The sequence below is a fragment of the uncultured Campylobacter sp. genome (assembly GCF_938041645.1).
Classification (GTDB): domain Bacteria; phylum Campylobacterota; class Campylobacteria; order Campylobacterales; family Campylobacteraceae; genus Campylobacter_B.
On sequence record NZ_CALIST010000049.1, the window covers coordinates 1 to 18875 of the forward strand.

Below are 18875 nucleotides of genomic sequence, written 5' to 3' on the forward strand. Positions count from 1 at the left end.
TAGCAGTGCAACCGCTGGTCCAAAATCTGCGCCGTGTAATCCCGCACGGATCACACCCGCCCAAATTCCTACGCCGCACGCCGAGACTCATAATCTAATCTCGCTACAAGATCGCTTGCGAAATAGTACAACATCCTTAGTCGCATAGCGTAGCCTTTGCTCACTGCGTGGTCGAGGTCCGTAGCTATAGTGCGAAATGGCGTGGAATTCTTTGTTGCGCGGTCGAAGTTCTCAGCCCGCAAAAAGGCGCGGCATCCTCTATCGACGGTGCGAGTTTATAGTCTCTAACTCGCACCTTAAAATTCCGCTTCAAACTCATTACTTAAAATTTCGTCTCAAAAAATCACGTATGAGAAATTCCGCTTTATCTTTACGGCTTAAAATTTCGTACGGATTACACCGAGCAAAATCTCGTCACTGCGCGACGTAATCTTAAAATTTCAGCGGTGAGCTCGCCGCATATTAAATTCTGCTTCATTATTACGACTTAAATTCTATCACAAGCCCGCAGATTTAAAATTTTACTTCAAACGACGCCGTGAAATTTCTACCCTCCTAGATACATATCTCGCGGTGCCTGCGCCGCTCGCACTTAGCGGCGACGCTATATCTTTGCCGATAGCAACCCTCGCACAGGGCGCCTGCCACAGCCCATAGAAAATAAAGTGCGGCTCTTGCATAATCGCCGCCTCTAGAAATTTTAAGCGACCGCAAAATTTTAAAATTTAAAAGCAGCCTGCGATTAAGCCGATTTTTATAAATTTGGATTTGCTTTGTAGCGGCGCAATCTATCGAGCAAGGCGTAACTATAAGTTACGCAGCTAGCTTTACACCAGCTGCTTAAACATTTCGATCTGCTCCTTCGTAAGCTCGATCAAATCATCGTTTGCGTATTTAAGCGATGTCTCCAGACTTGCGATGAGCTCCTTACGGACGAAGCCCACGCTAAAAAGCGTCGCCCAAAATCGCGCTCCGCTGCCCGTGTTTGGATCCTCCAAGACCGCTCTGATCGCAGCTACCGCAGCAGCATCGTCCGCCGCGCCCAATACCTCGTCCACGAGTGGATATTCACCTGCGCCGTCGCCCTCATTTAGCGAGCGCAAAAGCGGCTCAAGCGCCTCGTCGCAGGGATTATCACGCAAAAATTCCCGTACCGCGCGAAACTCTGCCGCGAGCTGATCCGAAAGCTGCGCAGGCATCGGCTGATGAAGTCTCAAAAAGTCTAATGCCGTTTGCTTGTCCATAAAATTCCTTTTAAATGATATGCGCGATTGTAGCTAATTTTGGATTGCAAAGAGATAAATTTACTCTAATTTATCAGCTACTTCCGTCATAAATTCTCAATGATCTTAAATAATTAGACAGTGATTTTGTAGTGGCTTTTAGGGGCGATTTTCGATGGGCTTTGCGGATTACGAAATAAAATTCTAAAATTTTATCCAAATAAAAAAGCCCCCGCGAAGTGCAGGGGCTTACAAGCTTGATCTGTTTGGTCTGGCAGAATTTAGCAGACTAAGAAGGATTATTCCTCGATCTTGCCGGTTTTGATGCGGCGCTCGTAGATTTCGCGCATCTCTCTAATGTCGTTTTTGACCTCGAATACGCCGTGCCAATGCGAATAATCAGGTCCGCCCATTAGCGCGCCTTGGCGCATTCTGCGACCCTCGTGATGCCACGAAGTGTAATAAATACGCTGGAACGCATCCGCCCAAGGATCATCTTTTAGAAGTTTCTTTTCCTTAAGATCTTTTAGCATCTTAGTCGCTTCGTCGTTGTAAACGTTATATAGAAGTACCTGCTTATCGCCCACCTCAAAGAAATTATTCGTGTGGGTGCTTGCATGGCACTCTTTGCAGACTTGCTTCATCTCGGCACGCGCTGCCTCAGGACCGTTTAGATTACCCGCCAAAGGATTGCCGACGTTTAACTTGCCGGTATTTAAAAACTCGCTTACCGCGGTCTCATTACCGCCGGTGCGTAGATTGCTCTTAGGCTGCCACAAATTCCACTTCAAGCGTTGAGATACATTGTGAGTGGAGTTTAGATCGCCCACACCGCCGCTAATATGGCAGGTCGCGCATGTAGGGGCGCGGTAGTCAGGAACTGCCCAAGTACCAGGAGCGCTGTCAAATTTCCATTCATTGCCTTCGGCGTTAAATACGTGTCCGTGCATTGAGTTGTTGTAAATTTCGATATCCGGATGATCAGGTCCTAAGTGGCAAGATGCGCAAGCAGCAGGCTTACGAGCTTCAGCAATCGAAAATTTATGACTCGAGTGGCATGATTTGCATCCGCCTACGCTACCGTCCGGATAAACCGTACCGATGCCGTAAACGGGCCAGGTCTCTTTGGTAGGCTTGTTATGCTCATCCATTTTAATGACGCTACCGTGGCATTGAGAGCAGCCGGTAATATCAGGCGCGTGTTTAAGATCAGGGATATCACGTCCTTCGTAGTGATACATTAGATCAACCATTCCTTTGTTGGCTTGCATCTGCATAGCGCCTCTTGCGTGACCGCTGTTTTCAAACTCTTTAACCTCGTTACTGTGGCATTTGGCACAGGTTTTAGGGCTAACTAGCACCGAAATATGATTGTCTGTGTCTTTCGGATGCGGCTCTTTAGCTGCCATAGGGCTATCTGCTGGCTGCGAGTGGCAGTCGGTACAGCTAACGCCTACGTGAGCGTGGCGGCTCATCTTCCAATCCGCAACGACGCCCGGAGTTTTTTCGGCATGGCACTCGACGCAGCGTCTAGCTAGCGGCGTAAGCTGCCTATTTACCTTTAAATTCTTCGTAAGACTAACGTTTACGGAATTGCTTACGTTCGCGTCCGACGCGGACATATTCGCATGCTGCGCGGGCATTTCTGCGAATGCAAACGATGCGATACAGGCTATTAAAATAGCGACTTTTTTTAGCATTGCTTCTCCTTTACTTGGTTTTGTTATTTTCTCGGTTGTATTTATCCCAATATTTGGTAATCTCTATACCCATATTTTTGTGACCGACATTTTCGTGGCACTGCACGCAGGTTTTGCCGGTAGTGCCCGCGAAATAATCCCTATGCGCAAGCCAGGCTTTATTTACTTGATTATTTTGCTCTTTTAAATTTCGGTGGCAGCTTAGACAGCCGCTTTCATAAACGAAATGATTTCGCTCCTTGCGTTTTTCTTGCCAGTCGATCTTATCGGCATCGGTAAAGACCGTCTTGTAGACATCATTTGCGGAGGTTAGAGCTTTGGTCCAAAGATACATAAAGGTATTTTCATGAGAGACGTGACAGGCGACGCAATCGGCCTTGAAGCCTTGCGGGTTATTGCCGCCGTGAACGTCGTTGTGAAAGGCGTTTGCCATCGGCTGCATCGTATGACAGGATACGCAAAATTTATCGGTGCCCGTAAGGTGAACCATCTCTGCGATCCCAAGAGAAAGTATCATTCCTATAAGCACACAAGCGCCCACGAGCAGCACAAGAGTTTTCTTTTTCATAGGTTTCCTTGATTTTAAAATTTCTTCGCAAAATTTTTAGTATTTGATAATTCGAAAAGTGGTATTTTATTATAAAAAGATTAAAAGCCGCTTATTTTCTAGCCTTTTGTTAAAATTTATTAAATGAAGATAAAATTTTAAACTAAGTTTTTAGTTTAACGGAATATAATCCATTAAAATTTCAATATAAGGAGAGATCATGAAAACGATCCAAGCGGATGAAATTACCAAAGTAGTCAGCGAGCTTTGCAAAAAAGCCTGTTATCAAGTCACGCCCGATATGCGCGCAGCGTTTGAGAAAGCGCGCGAGAACGAGACTTCGCCTATCGGCAAAGATATCTTGGGCAAGCTCTTACAAAATGCCGATTTAGCGGCAAAAGAGGTCGCGCCGATCTGTCAAGATACCGGTATGACGGTAGTTTTTGTCGAACTCGGTCAGGATGTGCATATCGAGGGCGGATATCTGGAGGATGCTATCAACGCAGGCGTCGCGGACGGCTACGTAGGCGGCTATCTGCGCAAATCCGTGGTCGCAGAGCCACTTTTTGAGCGCAAAAACACCACAAACAATACCCCTGCGGTCATCAATACCCGTATCGTCCCCGGAGATAAACTTAAGATCAAAGTAGCCCCGAAGGGCTTCGGTAGCGAAAACAAATCGGTACTAAAAATGCTCGTTCCCGCAGACGGCATCGAGGGGGTAAAAAAAGTATTTTTAGAGGCGGTCAAATACGCAGGCCCTAACGCCTGTCCTCCTATGGTCGTAGGCGTCGGTATCGGCGGCACGATGGATAAGGCGGCGCTTTTAGCCAAGCAAGCCGCGGTTCGCTCGATCGACAGCAGAAATCCCGACGAGCGCTACGCCAAGCTAGAGGATGAGCTACTGGAGATGGCGCGCGCTACGGGCGTCGGTCCGCAGGGTTTGGGCGGCATAAATACCGCCGTTAAGGTCAATGTAGAGTGGTATCCGACCCACATAGCAGGGCTTCCGGTCGCCGTTAATATCAACTGCCACGCGGCTCGCCATGCCGACGCTGAACTATAAGGAGGAAATCATGTCAGAAGTTAAAAGAATTACCGCACCTTTCGATAAAAGCGTAGTAAAAAGCCTAAAGGCGGGCGATAACGTCCTAATCAGTGGCACCATCATCGCAGCCCGCGACGCAGCGCACAAGGCTCTAACCGAAACCCTCGCTCGCGGCGAGAAGCTACCCGTAAACTTAGCCGGCGAGACGATATATTATCTGGGACCGACCCCCGCCAAACCGGGTCAAGCTATCGGCGCTGCAGGACCTACTACCAGCGGACGCATGGATAAATATACTCCTACGATGATAAACGAGGTAGGCATCAACGGCATGATCGGCAAGGGCTACCGCAGCGACGCCGTCGTCGAGGCGATGAAAAAATCGGGCTGCGTCTATATGGTCGCTATCGGCGGCGCGGGCGCGCTAATCAGCCAAAGCATCAAAAAATACGAAGTGCTAGCCTACCCTGAGCTCGGTCCCGAGGCGGTCGCGAGGCTGACCGTCGAGGATTTCCCTGCTATCGTAGCGATCGATAGCGAGGGCAACAACTTCTACGAAGTCGGACAGGCGCCTTATAGAAAAATTTAAATTTTGCTAGCGGCGTCCGCGCGGCGCTTTTTGCAGCGCGGGCGTCCGTAAATTTATCGGCGTTCGCTCGGGCGTCCTAAATTTCGCAGCATAATCTGCGGCGTTTATTTTGCGAAATTTTACGCTGCCGCGCAGATGAAATTTTATAGCGAAATTTAAACGCGTTCGTAAAATTTTGTCTCCATTCGCGGCACGGAATTTTTAAAATTTCGCGCCGCTTAAATTTCTACAGAAATTCCGCCTTCGCTCCATTTAAACAATCAGCCGCTAAAATTTAATCGCAAATTTATCCAAGTCTAAATTTTAAAATTCCGGCGCCATTCGTAAGCGAATTTAAAGCTCGCTAGCGCCATAATCGGATTTAAATTTTAGGAGGGGCGATTGAGCGCAAGCGAGCTGGAGCAGATCAGGCTGGGGCTTTTGTATAAGGCGAAAAGAAATACGATCTTCGCGGCGGCGTGCATGCTCGGCTACGGCGTGTTTTTGTTATACAAACTGCGCGACGGAGGAGAGATGATAGATTTGTTGCCGCTTATCGGATTATTCGCGGTTGTTCTTATAGTAGCCGTTTTGTGCGATGAAAGCTCCATAAAAGCTAAGATAATCTACGCTGCCTGCCTTTTTGCTATGAGCCTATTTCTAAATGATTTACAAAATCGCCCCACGATTTCCAAATATATCTTACTCGCGATTATAATTTTAATCTTGGCTGCTTATAGCTTATTCGTATTATTTAGAGTCTTCAAACGAGATTATTCGATAAAATTTCGGCGCGCTTTTAAAGAGCACTATCTAATGCCTTATTTTAAAGCGTTCGGCTACCGATATGAAATTTCGGGCGATATCGATCCCGCCAAGCTTAAGCTCTCCGGGCTCTTTTTTCGACTAGATAAATTTAAAGGCGGCAACGACAGGGTCTCGGGCGTTTATGACGGCGTGAAGTTCGCATTTTGCGACGTGAGCTTATTTAATAGATTTTCGGAAAGCGAAATCCTCGGCACCTTTTTCTACGCGGAATTTAACAAACGCATAAGTGCCAAAACCCTGATTTTTCCCGCTCGCGCCGGCGCGCCGAACACTCTCGGGCTAAAGAGGATCGATATGGACGATGCGGAGTTTAACGCCGCCTTCGCCGTGTATTCCGCGGACGCGGCGGGCGCGATGTATATTCTAACGCCCGCCTTTATGCGGAGACTCTTGCGCTTCGCAGGCGCCGTAGCCGCGCCCGTTAGCCTTAGCTTTGCAGATAGCAAAATTTACATTTTCGTAAATACTGGGCGCGATAATTTCGAGCCGGACATCGACGAAAGCGTGCTACGCCGCAACCCCGCCGCGCAGCTCAAGCGCGAGCTTTCGAACTTTTTGGCGATTGTAAAAAACCTAAAACTAAACGAAAGAATTTGGAGCTAGCGGGCGGCTCGCCGTGGCTTTGCGTGTCACAGCCTCGCGCACTATAGCTTCACACGCCGTGCTGCGGTTTCGCGTGCTTTGAAATTTGAAATTTTAAAATTTTGCTTTTCGATTTCGTGCTTTGGAATTTTAAGGCGCGTAAAATTCCGCGCGTTTTGAAATTTAAAATTTTAATCCACATTGCGAAATTCTGCACCGTAAAATTTGAAATCCTGAAAATAAAATCCGCGCCTTGAAATTTTACGCTTTGAAATTTAGAATTTTAAAATTTCGCAGCCGAAATCTTACGCGCCTGAAATTTGAAATTTTGTCGCGCCTTAAAATTTAGCGCACCCGCCAAGCATCACGGTACCCATCAAAGCCCCTGCGCGCTAGAGGGCGCGACTAACTCCTCTATAATTTTACCGGGCTCGCAATGAATTATTTTACTCTCTATCGTAAATTTTTCGCCGTCAAATTTAAAGTATTGATATTCATCGACAAGCTCGCCGTCTGGGTATTTATCGCTATATTTTACCTTAAGAGCGCCCAGTATGCCGTTTTCAAAGGTCAAAAACGTCCTTTTAGCGTATTTATTCTTTATCTCGTCACTGCCGTCTAAATATGAAAAAAAATCATATTCTATGCCGAATCGAGCGGAGTCGTGCGGCGGCGGCACCAAAGAGCTCCTTTTAGAGCAGTCGCAATCTCCGCCGCATGAACGGACGTAGTGGAATATATTCGCTAGGTTTATACCCGCTTCGCTTGCTTCTACCGCCCAAAATTCGTCGTTTGTGAGCTTAGTAGAGCCCTTTGATCCTCCGTAAATAAGATATAGATTTTCTTTAACTTTAAAAACTTTTATCACTCGATCGCCGCCCCATGCGGTACCGACTGCCCAATCGCCGCAGGCGCAATCCCACCTGCCGCCAAGAACGCATTCTTGCATCTGCTGCGCACCTTTGTCTGCAAAATCCATAATGAAATTTTGCCCGCCGCTTACGTATTGATACGCTACGTAGCTCGCGCCCATCGTGCCGCCGGTGCTGATATCTACCGAATATGCCCGAAACTTGCCGTCCTGCGAGATCGCCATATTCGGGGCGAACCTCAAGGATTTTAAAATTTGAGGCGCTCTCTCGCCCGCGCTTTGCAAAAACTCCATAAACGCAGCCCTTAACCTAACGATGCTCTCGTAAGGCGTACCATCGGGGCGATGCCTGGCTTCATCGATTTCTTTCAGCGCCGCGTCTAAATTTGCCGTTAAAATTTCTAGGTTTTGATCCTTTTGAGCGCTGTTTGCACCTTCTGCCAAAGCGGGCGCTGCCTCGGCGAACATGAAGCTTAATAAGCACAAAAACGAGATTAAAATTTTCAAGTCGCATCCTTTAAATCTTTGATTTTCGCTAGATTATAGCGCAAATTTGCGCCGCGCGAGATTTGGATTTAGAATTTGCGCCCTCAATTTAAAACCCGAATCCGCTCGCTGCGGAATTCTGCGAAATTTAGAAATTTGAAATTCCTTGAAGTTGCAAAATTCCGCGAGGCTGCCGTTTGAAATTCGCCTTTCAAAGCATAAGGCTAAGCAGCAGCAAAAATCCGATGAAGCTTAGGGCGTTGCCGAAGGAGCCGCCGATGTGATCGCCGAGCCACGTCAGCACGAGCGCGCCGCCTAGACGCAGACCTATTTGTAGTGCCACGCCCGCGATAAAATCTATCACGCGCCGAAGCCCGCTGCGCGTATCGCCTAGCTTCATGTCGCGGCTTTGGTTCCACAGCCCGCTTACGCGGTAGTCTTTGTAGCGCGCGCGAAGAATATCGCCATTTTGCAGCTCAAAGCTCTGCGAGGCGTTCTTTGTCTTAGCGGGCGCCGAAACTTCGGCGGAGCGGGCGGAATTTATAGAATTTGCTGCGTTGGCAGAATTTACAGAGCTCGCAGAATTTGCAGAATTTTCTGCGTCTAAATTTTTAAATTTCGTGTAATTCTCGCCGTCTGCGAGCTCCGCTAAATTTTGATCCGCGCGTAGCGTGCTAGAGACAATCTGCAGCTTGTTTTCGCCAGATAAATACACTCCGTCCAGCGCGAAGCCGAAATAATAAATGTCGCCGCTTTGCAGCACGCGCACGCCGCTAGCGTAACCCTCTGCTTCGCCGCTTCGCTTGGGCTCTTTGGAGTGCGCGAGAGCCGCAAATATGCGTCCAAACTTCGCGGCGCGCCAGTTTCTTCGCATAAACTTGAAGCTACAATACGCAAAAGGCGCGAGGGTGAGCAGGGCTAGTAGTCCCGCAGGAGCCCTTGCATCAAAGATAAAAATTATGCAGTAGATGCTCATCGCGGCTAGCGCTACGCCGAAGGCTGCGAATATCGCGGCGAGTGCCGTGCTGCCGGCGTCCTTCCAGCGCTGCGCGCCTAGGCCAAGATTAACGAAATCTAGCGGAGAGAGGGCGAGGTTTGTCGAAGCGCCGTGCTCCTCGCGGGTAGAATTTAAAGAGAGGAAACCGCTTAAGTCTTTGCGGGTAAGACCCAAAGCGGCGGAGTTTATGCCGCTGCGATCTTTGTCCGATAAATCAGATGCTGTAGAATTTTGGCGCGCACTTGCCGCTGTATCGCTATATGCGTCGCGGTTTGAATTTGTGGCGGTGGAATTTCCGCTACTTGAAACTTCGCAGTTAGGGCGCGGCACGTAATTTTCGCCGCTTAAATCGGCACTGCTTGAAGCCTCGCGATCGGAATTTAAGCCCCTCAAAGCCTCCCCGCCGGAATTTGAGCTTGAAGCCTCGTATATCACCGCCAGCTCGTCGCCCTCGCGTATCGGCAGATAAAGTCCGTCGCGCTTTAAGTCCAAATTTCCCGCAAAGTGCAAGCCCTCAAGCGTAAAGCTAAATTTAGCCGTGCCTTCAGCCGCGAACTGTAGTTTAAAACCCCTGGCCGGGCCGCGAGCAAGCTTTATACGTCGCGGCGAAAGAAATTTAGCAAAGCCCATGCGCGCCTTTGAGATCTCGCAAAATTTCGCCCCTCTATTTCGCGGCGGATTTTTTGCGGATCTGGATATTGATGAGTTCCACCAGCAGCGAAAACGCCATCGAGAAGTAGATGTAGCCCTTAGGTATGTGAAAGCCCAGGCCGTCGGCGATCAGCGAGACGCCCACTAGGATCAAAAACGCAAGTGCTAAAATTTTGATCGTCGGGTTTGCGTCCACGAAGCGCGCAATCGCGCCGCTAGCGAGCATCATCACGCCCACGGCGATGATCACTGCGAGGATCATCACAGGTAGGTGCTGCGCCATGCCCACGGCGGTGATGACGCTGTCGAGCGAAAAGATGATGTCCAAAACGGCGATCTGCACGAGCGTGCCGCCGAAGCTCGCCTTGCCGCCGCTAGCGCTATGCTCGTGTGCCTCGCCCGTGGCGCTGGAGTGGATCTCGAGCGTGGATTTGACGAGCAGAAACAATCCGCCGCCGATCAGCACGAGATCGCGTCCGCTAAAATCGCGCGCAAGCACGCTAAATAGCGGCTTAGTTAGCCCCATGATCCAGCTTAGGCTAAGAAGTAGCAGTATGCGCGTGAACATCGCAAGCGCGAGCCCCATTATACGGGCGCGTCCGCGCTGCGCCTCGGGCAAGCGGCCGCACAGAATCGCGATAAAGATGATATTGTCGATGCCAAGTACGATCTCAAGCCCCGTGAGCGTCGCCAGGCTGATCCATGCCTCGGGTGAGGCGATCCATTCAAACATCGGTTTCCTTTGGGTGAAAATTTAAGCCGTGATGATAGCGAAAGTTTGGTTAAAATTTCTAAATTTTACCGCCTTCGCGCGCGAAACAGCGCGTGGAATTTCGGCGATGCGATGCGGACGGTTTATCTTGTAATTTTACCGCAAGACTATTTCGCTAAAAGGCGTAAAGCGCCGCATGCGCGGCAGAATTGCGGCGCATGGAATTTAGTGGATTGAGAGAGCGAAATTTTTGCGGCGAAATTTTAAAATTAAATTTATACTTGTAATTTTTTGGCAAAGCAATGAAAACCTTTCTGTTCGTTATCGTTTAGTGTGATTGTTTTTACGTTGAAATTTATGCGTATACAAAGAAGTTAAATCACATAAATTTTAATTGCCTTTAGGGGCTAAAAGGCAAGGGAATTTTTATTAAATTTAGTTAAAATTTTAAAATTCTCATTACCCCGGCTTAATCTCGACTTCAAAACGCAGTATCTGCCGCTCGCGCTCGTTTGCCAGTCGTACACTGCACGCCGTTTCACTCGCCGCGTCGCACGCGAACCGACCGCTGTCAAAAGCTCTCAGTGCGCGCTATTTTACGCCGCATATATCTACCTGCCGCTCGCTAGTCGCCGCATAAGAAAGAGGGAGTAAAATTTTAAAATTCCATCGCCGCGTCCGCCCTATGCTGCGGTGCAGTTCCCTTCACTGAGCCGAGATCCGCTTTAAATTTATAAATTCAGTCGCAAATCCGCGCTCTAAATGTAAAATTTCAATCAATCAAAGCTCGCGCAAAGTATCCTAGGGGAGGAAGCCGAAAAATAATCTCCGTTTTAGCTTAAAATATCGATGTTTGTAGTAAAATTCGCTCAAATTTTACTGCAAAAGGAGCTAAAATGGCTGCAGGTATTATTATCGGCACGGTAGTGCTGTTTATAGTGGGTTGGGCGATAGTGCGCGGCAAGTACGCACCGCTCGTGCTTTTTCTTTCGGGCGTTTTTATGTTGATCTGCTCGGTCGCGCTGGGGACGGGGAATTTCATGCCTAAACAGGCCGTAGCGACGGGCAACGCCTACCTAAACATCATCGAGTTTATTCGCTATATGTTCTCAAACAGATTTGCAAATTTAGGTCTTATCATCATGTTTATGGTTGGCTTTGCTAGCTATATGACGCATATCGGCGCGAACCACGCTTTCGTCTCTATAGCTACGAAGCGCTTTGCTAGGATCAAAAATCCATACGTCATGGTATTCGTCGCGTTTGCGGTGGCTAAGCTCATCAGCATGGTTATCACTAGCGCGGTGGGGCTTGGCGTGCTATGCCTCGCGCTTTTAGGGCCCGTACTCATCTCGCTTGGACTAAACAAGCTCACCGTAGGCTCGATCTGCGCGATGTCCGGAGCCGCCTCGATGGTACTCATCGGCGCATCGACCGCCGCCGCGGCGAAGGCTACGCAGCTTAGCATTTTAGATTACGTTTTCATATATAAAATTCCGGCCGCGCTTCCGACCTCGATCGTGATGGGTATCGCGCTCGTTTTTTGGAACAGATACCTCGATAAAAAAGAGGGCTGGGTGTGCAGCGAGCACGTGGGCGAAGTGATGGAATTTGACGGCGCAGTGCAAAATCCCGAGGCCGTCGCGCCTAAAATTTACGCGATACTGCCATTTTTACCGATGATTTTGGTGGTAGTATTTTCGCAGTACTGCATCGCCTCTATCAAGCTTGACATCTCGGCTATCATCATCCTTTCAGTCGTCATCGCGATGCTTTTTGAAGCGGTCAGGCATAGGTTTAAATTTGACCCGATCGCCGAAGGGGTCAAGGTATTTTTCCAAGCGATGGGTAAGAGCCTAAGCGGCGTCGTGATCCTTATCATCGCAGCGGGCGTATTTGCAGAAGGCTTTAAGGCGCTAGGCATGCTAGATAGCATCGTAAAACTCGCAAATTCGCTAGGATTTGGCGGCTTTGGCATGTCGGTACTTTTCGTCGTCATCACGACGCTTGTTACGATCATCTCGGGCTCAAACGGAGCGAGCTTCTACCCGCTCATCGAGATGGTGCCTCATATCGCGGCTAAGCTAAACGTGAGCTCGGTGATGCTCGTGCTACCGATGCACCAGGCCTCGACTATCGCTCGTCCTCTCTCGCCCGTAGCTGGCGTAGTCGTCGCGATAGCGGGCATGCTAAAATGCAGTCCGCTCGATATCGTCAAGCGCTGCAGCGTGCCTGCGGTCTTGGGTCTAGTTAGCCACCATATTTTCGTATTTTTACTCTCTTTGTGAGGCGAGAGATGCAACTTCCTAGATGGACGTTTGAGGACGCGTACGGCGACTTTGACGATGCGAGATTTACGGACGCGCTGTCAAATTTGGACGAAATTTTAGGCGAGATAGAGAGGCTACTCGGCGCGGGTGGCGAGTTAAATTTGCTGATAGACGCATACGAGCGCGGCTTTGAGGAGGCAAACTCCTTGCTCGCGTTTTGCCGCTGCAAATCAAGCGATGATACCAAAGACGAGCGAGCAGGCGCAGCTGAGGCGAAAATCAGGGAGAAATTTTTGCGCCTTGAACGGATTAAAGAGATCATTTTTGAAAAGATGGACGCGCTAGACCCCTCTGATACCGCGCGCCAAACGCAGGAGTTTGCGCGGATAAAATTTCTTTACGACGAGCGCAAAAGTAGCTGGCGGGCAAAATTTGACGCAAAAGAACGTAAAATTTACGAAGATACGGCGGCTAGCAGTTTTACTCCGCTTTACGGCGTATTTAGGCACCTAAACAACCTCATCTCCGTGCAGGCTACGGATAAACACGGCGCAAAAAGCGTCTACAATCTCTCAAAATGCGCGGGCGTTTTAAAGGGCTCGCCAGATACCGCGCTACGAAAGAGCGTATTTGAGGGGCTGGCGGAGCATTACGCTAGGCACGCGAGCTTGTACGCCGACGTTTTAAATTTGCTTCAGGGCTTTAGGCTTGGCGAATTTAGGGCGGCGGGGACGGATATCTTCACGCCTAGCTTGCAGCAAAATAAAATCAGCGAGCAGGCCGTAACGGCGATGTTTGCGGCGCTAGATCGCAGATCAGACAAGATCAGAGAGTGCGTGAGTCTACGCGCGAAGTACTTTCCGCAGGGTAAAATTTACGCCTGCGATCTACTCGCACCATCTCCCTTTGCTGGCACTGATGAGATCCCGTACGAACGGGCGATAGAGACCATCTGCGCGGCTCTGGGCGAGGTTAGCGAGGAGATACCTAAATTTATCAAAATGATGCTGCAGAAAAACTGGATCGAGGCGCAGGTGCGCGAAAACAAAGCAGGCGGCGCGTTTTATACGAGATTTGACAAATTTCGGCAGCCGCGCGTGTTTTCTAGCTACATGGGCACGCAGGCGCATATGATCCAGCAGGCGCACGAGCTCGGACATGCGTGGCACTACTGGATCATGCGCGATCTGCCCGCGCTACACACGCAGTTTCCTATGACGCTAGCGGAGGCTGCGAGCACTTTTAACGAAGCCGTGCTGCGAAACTATCTGAGAAAAAACAGCGCGGATAAGAATTTGCTCTTTGATATCTTGTGGCAGGAGCTAAAATCTGCGGCAAATTTCATGCTGCATATCGGCGTGCGGTTTGATTTTGAGATCGCTTTTTTAAAGACCAGGCAAAAGGGCGCAGTCGGCACGGCGCAGATAGAAGAGCTCATGCAAAAGGCGTGGCGCGGACGTTACGGCGATACGACGCAGGACGCAGAGGGCTTTTTGCCGTACTTTAAGCTGCATTTTTACAAGACCGATCAATACATCTACAACTACCCCTACACGGTCGGCTACCTGCTCTCGCAGTTTTTGCTGGGCGAGTTTAGGCGGGCGGGCGATAAATTTATCGGCGCGTACAAGGCGTTTTTGCGCGAGTGCGGCGTGATGAGCGTCGAAGAGCTATTGCAAAAGCACTTCGGCAAAGACACGCGAACGCTGGAGTTTTGGCTCGAGTGCGTCGATAATGCGCTCATTTATACGGACGAGTTTAAGCGGCTTGAGGAGCGGATGAAATTTGATAAATCAAAGGACCGAGCGGAGTAAAACGGGCGCAAAAATTAGCAAAGAGTGCGGGCGCAAAGTGCAGGAGAGGCGAGCGTGGGGCGGATGAAGCCGGGCGGGCGAAATTTTAAAATTCTTCCTCCGCCGCTAGCGAGCGTATCGCCCGAGCCTTTTTGCGCGCCGCCCAGAGCCTCCTGCGCGCCGCTAGAAAATCTGCGCGCGCCGTTAAAATTTTGCCCGTGCGCCGTCTGTACGTCTTGCGACCGCACGGCCTTAGATCACGATAAGTCGCTATCTTTGGAATTTTGCTCGAAATTTATCGCCAAATTTAAAATCATATCGCTAAAGCTCGCCTCATTGCCGCGCGAGATAGGGATATGCGCCGTTTTTTGCGGCGCAAATTTCAAATCATACATCCACCCTGCTCGCGACGCCATATCGCTTGACGATGCGAGTAAATTTAAGCACGCGCAACGTAATAAAGAGCCGATGCGAAAGGACGGGCGGCGCGGCAATACGACGCAACGCAGGCAGCGGATCGGCTGTTTCTGCTACAGAGGCAAAGAGCAGGCCGCTTATTTGCAACTTTAAAATTTTATGGAGCCTCCGCTCGTAAGCGTTAAAATTTCAATGCGCGCGCGGCAGCGTTAAAATTTTATAGCCGACATGGCTACTAAGCGAAATTTCATGTGAACGCCCGTGCGACGCTGTATTTGCAGAGTAAAACGCTTACGATAAAATTTTAGCGTGTTTGAAAAGACGGGGCTGCCAGATGGCAACGCAGCGGAATGAAATTTAGCGCGCAGGAACGACAAACGGAGCTCTAGGCGAGACGAGCTTCAAATTAAAAATCGTAAAATTTAAATCCGCAGACGCCAAGAAGCGGAAGGCGCTTGAAATTTAGCGCGCGGCGGGCATAGAGAACCGAAAATCCGCAGCGCTAAAGTTTACTCGGTAAAAGCCCGAATTTATCCGCAGCAGCCGCAATCGCAGCGCGAAGATACGACGGGGTGAAGCTCGCCGATGTAGAGCTTTACGGAGTCAAGTCCTTGCTTTTTCGCCTGGAAGTAGGCGTCGCTTGCGAAGCCAAAGTCCGCAAAGTGCAGGAAATTCTCCACGTAGGACTTGCGCGCATTTTGATGATCGACATAATAGGCGTGCTCCCAAAGATCGCAGGCTAAAAGCGGAATTTTACCACGCACGATCGGCGTGTCCGCATTTTGCGTCGTGATGATTTCTAAATTCGCCGCGCGCTCGTCGCACGCAAGCCAGCACCAGCCGCTGCCGAAAAGCCCCATCGCGCGCTTTAAAAACTCGCTTTTAAAATTTTCCATCCCGCCGAAAGCCTGCGCCAAAGCATCCGCGAGCTCGCCACTAGGCTCGCTTGGCTGCGCGATGCAGTCGAAGTAAAAATCGTGATTGTAAATTTCAGAGGCGTTGTTAAAAATACGGCTAAAACCTAGGCAGATCCGATAGAGCTTTAAAATTTGCGCAAAATTGCACTCCTCGCCGCGCGCGGCCTTGAACGACTGCGTGATGATCGTAAAAAGATCCGCGTTTTGTATCGGCGTATCCGCAATGTCTCGATTTAGGGCGGAGACGTAGTCCTCGCAAAGCCCGCCGTGGTGAAATTTCAAACTCTGCAAGCTCGCGATTTTATTCGTGCGCGGATCAAAAGGCAGCGCCCTGGATCTAAACACTAATAATCCTCGCTGTCCAAATCGCTATAATCATTAAAACCGTCGTCGTCTTCGTAACTGTAATCGTCCTCGTCGTAGTTGTAGTTGTAACTCTCGTCGCCTCCGATTAAATCATCGTCCTCGTATTCGTCCTCATCGAACTCTTCGTCTTCGAAGTCATCGAAATCAGCCATTTTGCTCTCCTTTGTCGTTGGAATTTACTTTTGATTTTACGCATTCGCTTGCTATTTCCGGGATATTTTCGATATAAACGCTCTGCGATGGGAAGGCAAACGATAGCCCGTTTTGCTCCACGATCTCCATTATTTTAAATAAAACATCCTCTTTGGTTTGGATAAAATTTGCCCATATTACGGTTTTTGTGAAGCAGTAAACTAAAATGTTAATAGACGAATCGCCAAAGCTATCTAACGCCACGAACATAGTGCTTTTATAGCCCGCTAAATCGTCGATAGAGACCATATTTTGTCTATAGCGCATACGAAAATCTTTAGAATTTAATGCCGTATCTGCAGATTGAGCGATGCCTGGGTGAGATTTTAGCATCTCTTTGATGTCGTTTACGCACTTTCGCAGTTGAGCCGTGCTCGCGCCGTATTCGACGCCCACGGTAAGCTTTAAATTCCGTCCTACCTTCCTGCGGCTCCAGTTTTTGATATTTTGCGCCATTATGTTGGAATTCGGCACAAAAACAAGAGCGTTATCAAAGGTCCTGATCGTCGTCTTTCTAAAGCCCGTTTCTACGACGTTTCCTTCTATGTCTCCTAATACGACCCAATCACCTTGCGAGAACGAGTTATCAAACAATAGCATCACGGATGAGAAGAAATTGGCGATGATGTCCTTAGTCGCAAATGCGATCGCAAGTCCGCCGATTCCAAGCGATGCCATAAGCGCCGAGATGTCAAAGCCTAGACGCTTTAGTACCAAAAGTGCGGCGATGATGATTACGATGACATATAGAATTTTAACGACTAGATTTATGATATCTTTTCTGACGCCTTTTTTCGTGATGTTTCCAAGCACGACAATGCCGTAGCCATCGATGATTTCGATGATGAGCCATGCCCAAAGTACCACGTAAACGATCGAGAATAAATTTGCAAATTTTATCGGCACAGGCGCCGGATAATAAAATATACTAAGACAGATATCGACCGAATAAGCGATCAGCAAAATACCCATCGGACGCTTGATAATGCCCACTACTTGCGTTTTTAGAGTTTCGCTATCCAGGGAAAAGCTTTTATTAAAGAATTTAAATACGAAATAGATGATGTTGGCAAGCAGCCTGCGAAGCGAGTAGAAAAATAGCGTAATCAGCGTGATTAGAATGAGCTTGCCGAAATTTACGTGGCTGAGCTTAAACGGAATTTTATCGTTGATATAATCGATCACCGACTTAAAATTTAAGCTCGTAAAAACCACGCTGCTTGCGAGTAGATCGCTATTTCGCGACAGATACGTAAGCACCTCGTCGTAGGTCTGCTTGTCGTTTTTCAAATCGTTGATTTTAGACTCTAAGGCGTCTATCTGCTCTTGACTGCTTAGATTATTTTTCAAATCATTAAGTTTGCTAAAATCCCTAGTTTGGATATTTAGTAGCGTGCTACTCAGCTCACTTTCAAGCGCGCTTCTGCTTGCGCCGTTTACAAACATATCCTCAATTTTCATAAGCGAGGTATAAAAGATCTCCGCCATTTCCATTTTTTCTAAATCCGCGCTTGCATTTACGTATTCGGGAGAGCTCTGCTTTTTAGCGTATTTTTTTAGCGTAGTTTGGATGTTCTTTTTATTTTGCGCATACGATATTATGCTTTCGATATCCATATCCTGCTGCGTAATCGCAAAAGGTAGGCGATCAAAGAGCTTAGCTTTATTGCGATCGATGGCATCCAGTTCGTTTTTGCTCGCGTTGGCATCGCCGCCGTTAAGCAGGGAGCTGCGCTGCAAATTTAGCTTTTTAATCTCTTTGATTACAGAGATAAGCGTCTCGCCGTTAGGAGCTTTTTTCTGCGAAGTCTCCGTTTTAGCGACCTTTTCTGCGATCATATTTATTACTTCAGTTTTATTGCCATCCTCTGCACCAAGGGATTTGGATAAAATTTTAGCGACCTCTTTTTTGATCTCGGTTTTGTTGTTTTCTAAAGTAAGATTTGCCTCGGGCGCGGAAGAATTTGTCTCTACAAAGCTTCCCTCGCCGGTCGTGTTGAGATCTGCAAATGCTAAAGTGGTGCTAAAAAGACTAATCGTTAAAAAGCTGATTATAGATTTTTTCATAATCCATCCCCTTATTTAATAGCGTAAAATGCGCGCCTTCGTCGTCGTAGTTGAATAGCTCGCCCGTTTCGATGACGTAGTGCCAGCCGTAAATTTTAATCTCGCCGTTTTTGTAGGCGTCTTTGATGCCAGGAAAGCTAAGTAAATTTTGCATGGAATTTATAATATTTAATCGCTCGGTGATCCACTCGCGCTTGTCGGCACCGATATCTTTTAGCTTTTCGACCTCGTCTTTTACAGGCTGCATTAAATTTAGCCAGCGCCTTACGTTTGGAATTTTTTCGAGCTTTTTTGCGTCATAAAACAGCGCCGCGCAGCCTCCGCAGTTGCTGTGCCCACAAACGATGATATTTTTGATATTTAGCGAATACAGCGCGTATTCAATTGCTGAGGTAGTCGCTAAAAATTCCTCGCTAATGCGGTATGGAGGAACGACGTTTGCAATATTTCGTACAACAAAAAGCTCTCCTGGAAGCGTCGAAGTAATTAGATTTGGCACCACGCGCGAATCAGAGCAGCCGATAAAAAGCGTGTGGGGCTTTTGATGATTTGCCAGACTCCCGAAAAGCTCGGCATGCTCGGCAAAATTTTCTTCCATAAATTTAATAGCTCCATTTATTAACTGGCTGGGCATACTTTC

Annotated in this window: 18 protein-coding genes; 6 read left to right on the forward strand and 12 right to left on the reverse strand. The window is 48.4% G+C overall.

Translation table 11 applies throughout. From position 1 onward, the window contains the following. Nucleotides 1-827 precede the first annotated feature (827 nt). The 3 genes from Q0600_RS07165 to Q0600_RS07175 all read right to left on the reverse strand — a co-directional run bounded on the left by Q0600_RS07165 (nucleotide 828) and on the right by Q0600_RS07175 (nucleotide 3491). A complete protein-coding gene (locus Q0600_RS07165; protein ID WP_298758606.1) occupies nucleotides 828-1244 on the reverse strand; it encodes a hypothetical protein in 417 nt (138 codons plus the stop codon). A gap of 278 nt (nucleotides 1245-1522) precedes the next feature. Further along, a complete protein-coding gene (locus Q0600_RS07170) occupies nucleotides 1523-2923 on the reverse strand; it encodes a multiheme c-type cytochrome (RefSeq protein ID WP_298758609.1) in 1401 nt (466 codons plus the stop codon). A gap of 10 nt (nucleotides 2924-2933) precedes the next feature. Beyond that, on the reverse strand, nucleotides 2934-3491 hold the full coding sequence (locus Q0600_RS07175) for a NapC/NirT family cytochrome c (RefSeq protein ID WP_291940163.1): 558 nt from the start codon (nucleotides 3489-3491) through the stop codon (nucleotides 2934-2936). A gap of 199 nt (nucleotides 3492-3690) precedes the next feature. Between Q0600_RS07175 and Q0600_RS07180 the strand changes: the two genes are divergently transcribed. The 3 genes from Q0600_RS07180 (at nucleotide 3691) to Q0600_RS07190 (ending at nucleotide 6517) form a co-directional block, all read left to right on the forward strand. Next, nucleotides 3691-4536 carry a fumarate hydratase gene (locus Q0600_RS07180; protein ID WP_297962983.1) on the forward strand — a complete coding sequence of 282 codons (846 nt, stop codon included), beginning with the start codon at nucleotides 3691-3693 and terminating at the stop codon, nucleotides 4534-4536. Between the two features lie 10 nt (nucleotides 4537-4546). Then, nucleotides 4547-5107 (forward strand): Fe-S-containing hydro-lyase, encoded by a 561-nt coding sequence (locus Q0600_RS07185; protein ID WP_040303892.1) that lies wholly within the window; start codon nucleotides 4547-4549, stop codon nucleotides 5105-5107. A gap of 381 nt (nucleotides 5108-5488) precedes the next feature. Continuing rightward, nucleotides 5489-6517 (forward strand): DUF3137 domain-containing protein, encoded by a 1029-nt coding sequence (locus Q0600_RS07190; RefSeq protein ID WP_298758613.1) that lies wholly within the window; start codon nucleotides 5489-5491, stop codon nucleotides 6515-6517. 355 nt (nucleotides 6518-6872) lie between these two features. Here the strand turns inward: Q0600_RS07190 and Q0600_RS07195 are convergent, their stop codons facing one another. From Q0600_RS07195 to Q0600_RS07205, 3 genes are all read right to left on the reverse strand, one after another. Continuing rightward, the gene (locus tag Q0600_RS07195) at nucleotides 6873-7874 is read right to left on the reverse strand and encodes a hypothetical protein (protein WP_298758615.1); all 1002 of its coding nucleotides are present in this window, start codon (nucleotides 7872-7874) and stop codon (nucleotides 6873-6875) included. Between the two features lie 190 nt (nucleotides 7875-8064). Next, nucleotides 8065-9480: a hypothetical protein gene (locus Q0600_RS07200; protein WP_298758618.1), complete on the reverse strand. Its 1416-nt coding sequence runs from the start codon at nucleotides 9478-9480 to the stop codon at nucleotides 8065-8067. Nucleotides 9481-9514: 34 nt separating this feature from the next. Next, complete coding sequence (locus Q0600_RS07205) at nucleotides 9515-10234, reverse strand: TerC family protein (RefSeq protein WP_298758621.1); 720 nt, start codon at nucleotides 10232-10234, stop codon at nucleotides 9515-9517. A gap of 9 nt (nucleotides 10235-10243) precedes the next feature. Between Q0600_RS07205 and Q0600_RS07210 the strand changes: the two genes are divergently transcribed. From Q0600_RS07210 to Q0600_RS07220, 3 genes are all read left to right on the forward strand, one after another. Further along, on the forward strand, nucleotides 10244-10450 hold the full coding sequence (locus tag Q0600_RS07210; RefSeq protein ID WP_298758624.1) for a hypothetical protein: 207 nt from the start codon (nucleotides 10244-10246) through the stop codon (nucleotides 10448-10450). 659 nt (nucleotides 10451-11109) lie between these two features. Beyond that, a complete protein-coding gene (dcuC, locus tag Q0600_RS07215) occupies nucleotides 11110-12501 on the forward strand; it encodes a C4-dicarboxylate transporter DcuC (protein ID WP_298758627.1) in 1392 nt (463 codons plus the stop codon). An 8-nt stretch (nucleotides 12502-12509) separates the two neighbouring features. Beyond that, a complete protein-coding gene (locus tag Q0600_RS07220; protein ID WP_298758630.1) occupies nucleotides 12510-14297 on the forward strand; it encodes a M3 family metallopeptidase in 1788 nt (595 codons plus the stop codon). 14 nt (nucleotides 14298-14311) lie between these two features. Here the strand turns inward: Q0600_RS07220 and Q0600_RS07225 are convergent, their stop codons facing one another. The 6 genes from Q0600_RS07225 to Q0600_RS07250 form a co-directional block, all read right to left on the reverse strand. Then, nucleotides 14312-14524 carry a hypothetical protein gene (locus Q0600_RS07225; protein WP_297917567.1) on the reverse strand — a complete coding sequence of 71 codons (213 nt, stop codon included), beginning with the start codon at nucleotides 14522-14524 and terminating at the stop codon, nucleotides 14312-14314. Nucleotides 14525-14533: 9 nt separating this feature from the next. Next, a complete protein-coding gene (locus Q0600_RS07230) occupies nucleotides 14534-14671 on the reverse strand; it encodes a hypothetical protein (RefSeq protein WP_297917570.1) in 138 nt (45 codons plus the stop codon). Nucleotides 14672-15223: 552 nt separating this feature from the next. Beyond that, complete coding sequence (locus Q0600_RS07235) at nucleotides 15224-15955, reverse strand: superoxide dismutase (protein WP_298758634.1); 732 nt, start codon at nucleotides 15953-15955, stop codon at nucleotides 15224-15226. Then, nucleotides 15955-16128 carry a hypothetical protein gene (locus tag Q0600_RS07240; protein ID WP_005870938.1) on the reverse strand — a complete coding sequence of 58 codons (174 nt, stop codon included), beginning with the start codon at nucleotides 16126-16128 and terminating at the stop codon, nucleotides 15955-15957. Before Q0600_RS07240 ends, Q0600_RS07235 begins: the two co-directional genes overlap by 1 nt. Continuing rightward, nucleotides 16121-18235, reverse strand: coding sequence for a mechanosensitive ion channel family protein (locus Q0600_RS07245; protein ID WP_298758637.1), 2115 nt, complete (start codon nucleotides 18233-18235; stop codon nucleotides 16121-16123). Before Q0600_RS07245 ends, Q0600_RS07240 begins: the two co-directional genes overlap by 8 nt. Then, nucleotides 18201-18869 carry a carbonic anhydrase gene (locus Q0600_RS07250; protein ID WP_298758640.1) on the reverse strand — a complete coding sequence of 223 codons (669 nt, stop codon included), beginning with the start codon at nucleotides 18867-18869 and terminating at the stop codon, nucleotides 18201-18203. Before Q0600_RS07250 ends, Q0600_RS07245 begins: the two co-directional genes overlap by 35 nt. Nucleotides 18870-18875: the final 6 nt, after the last annotated feature.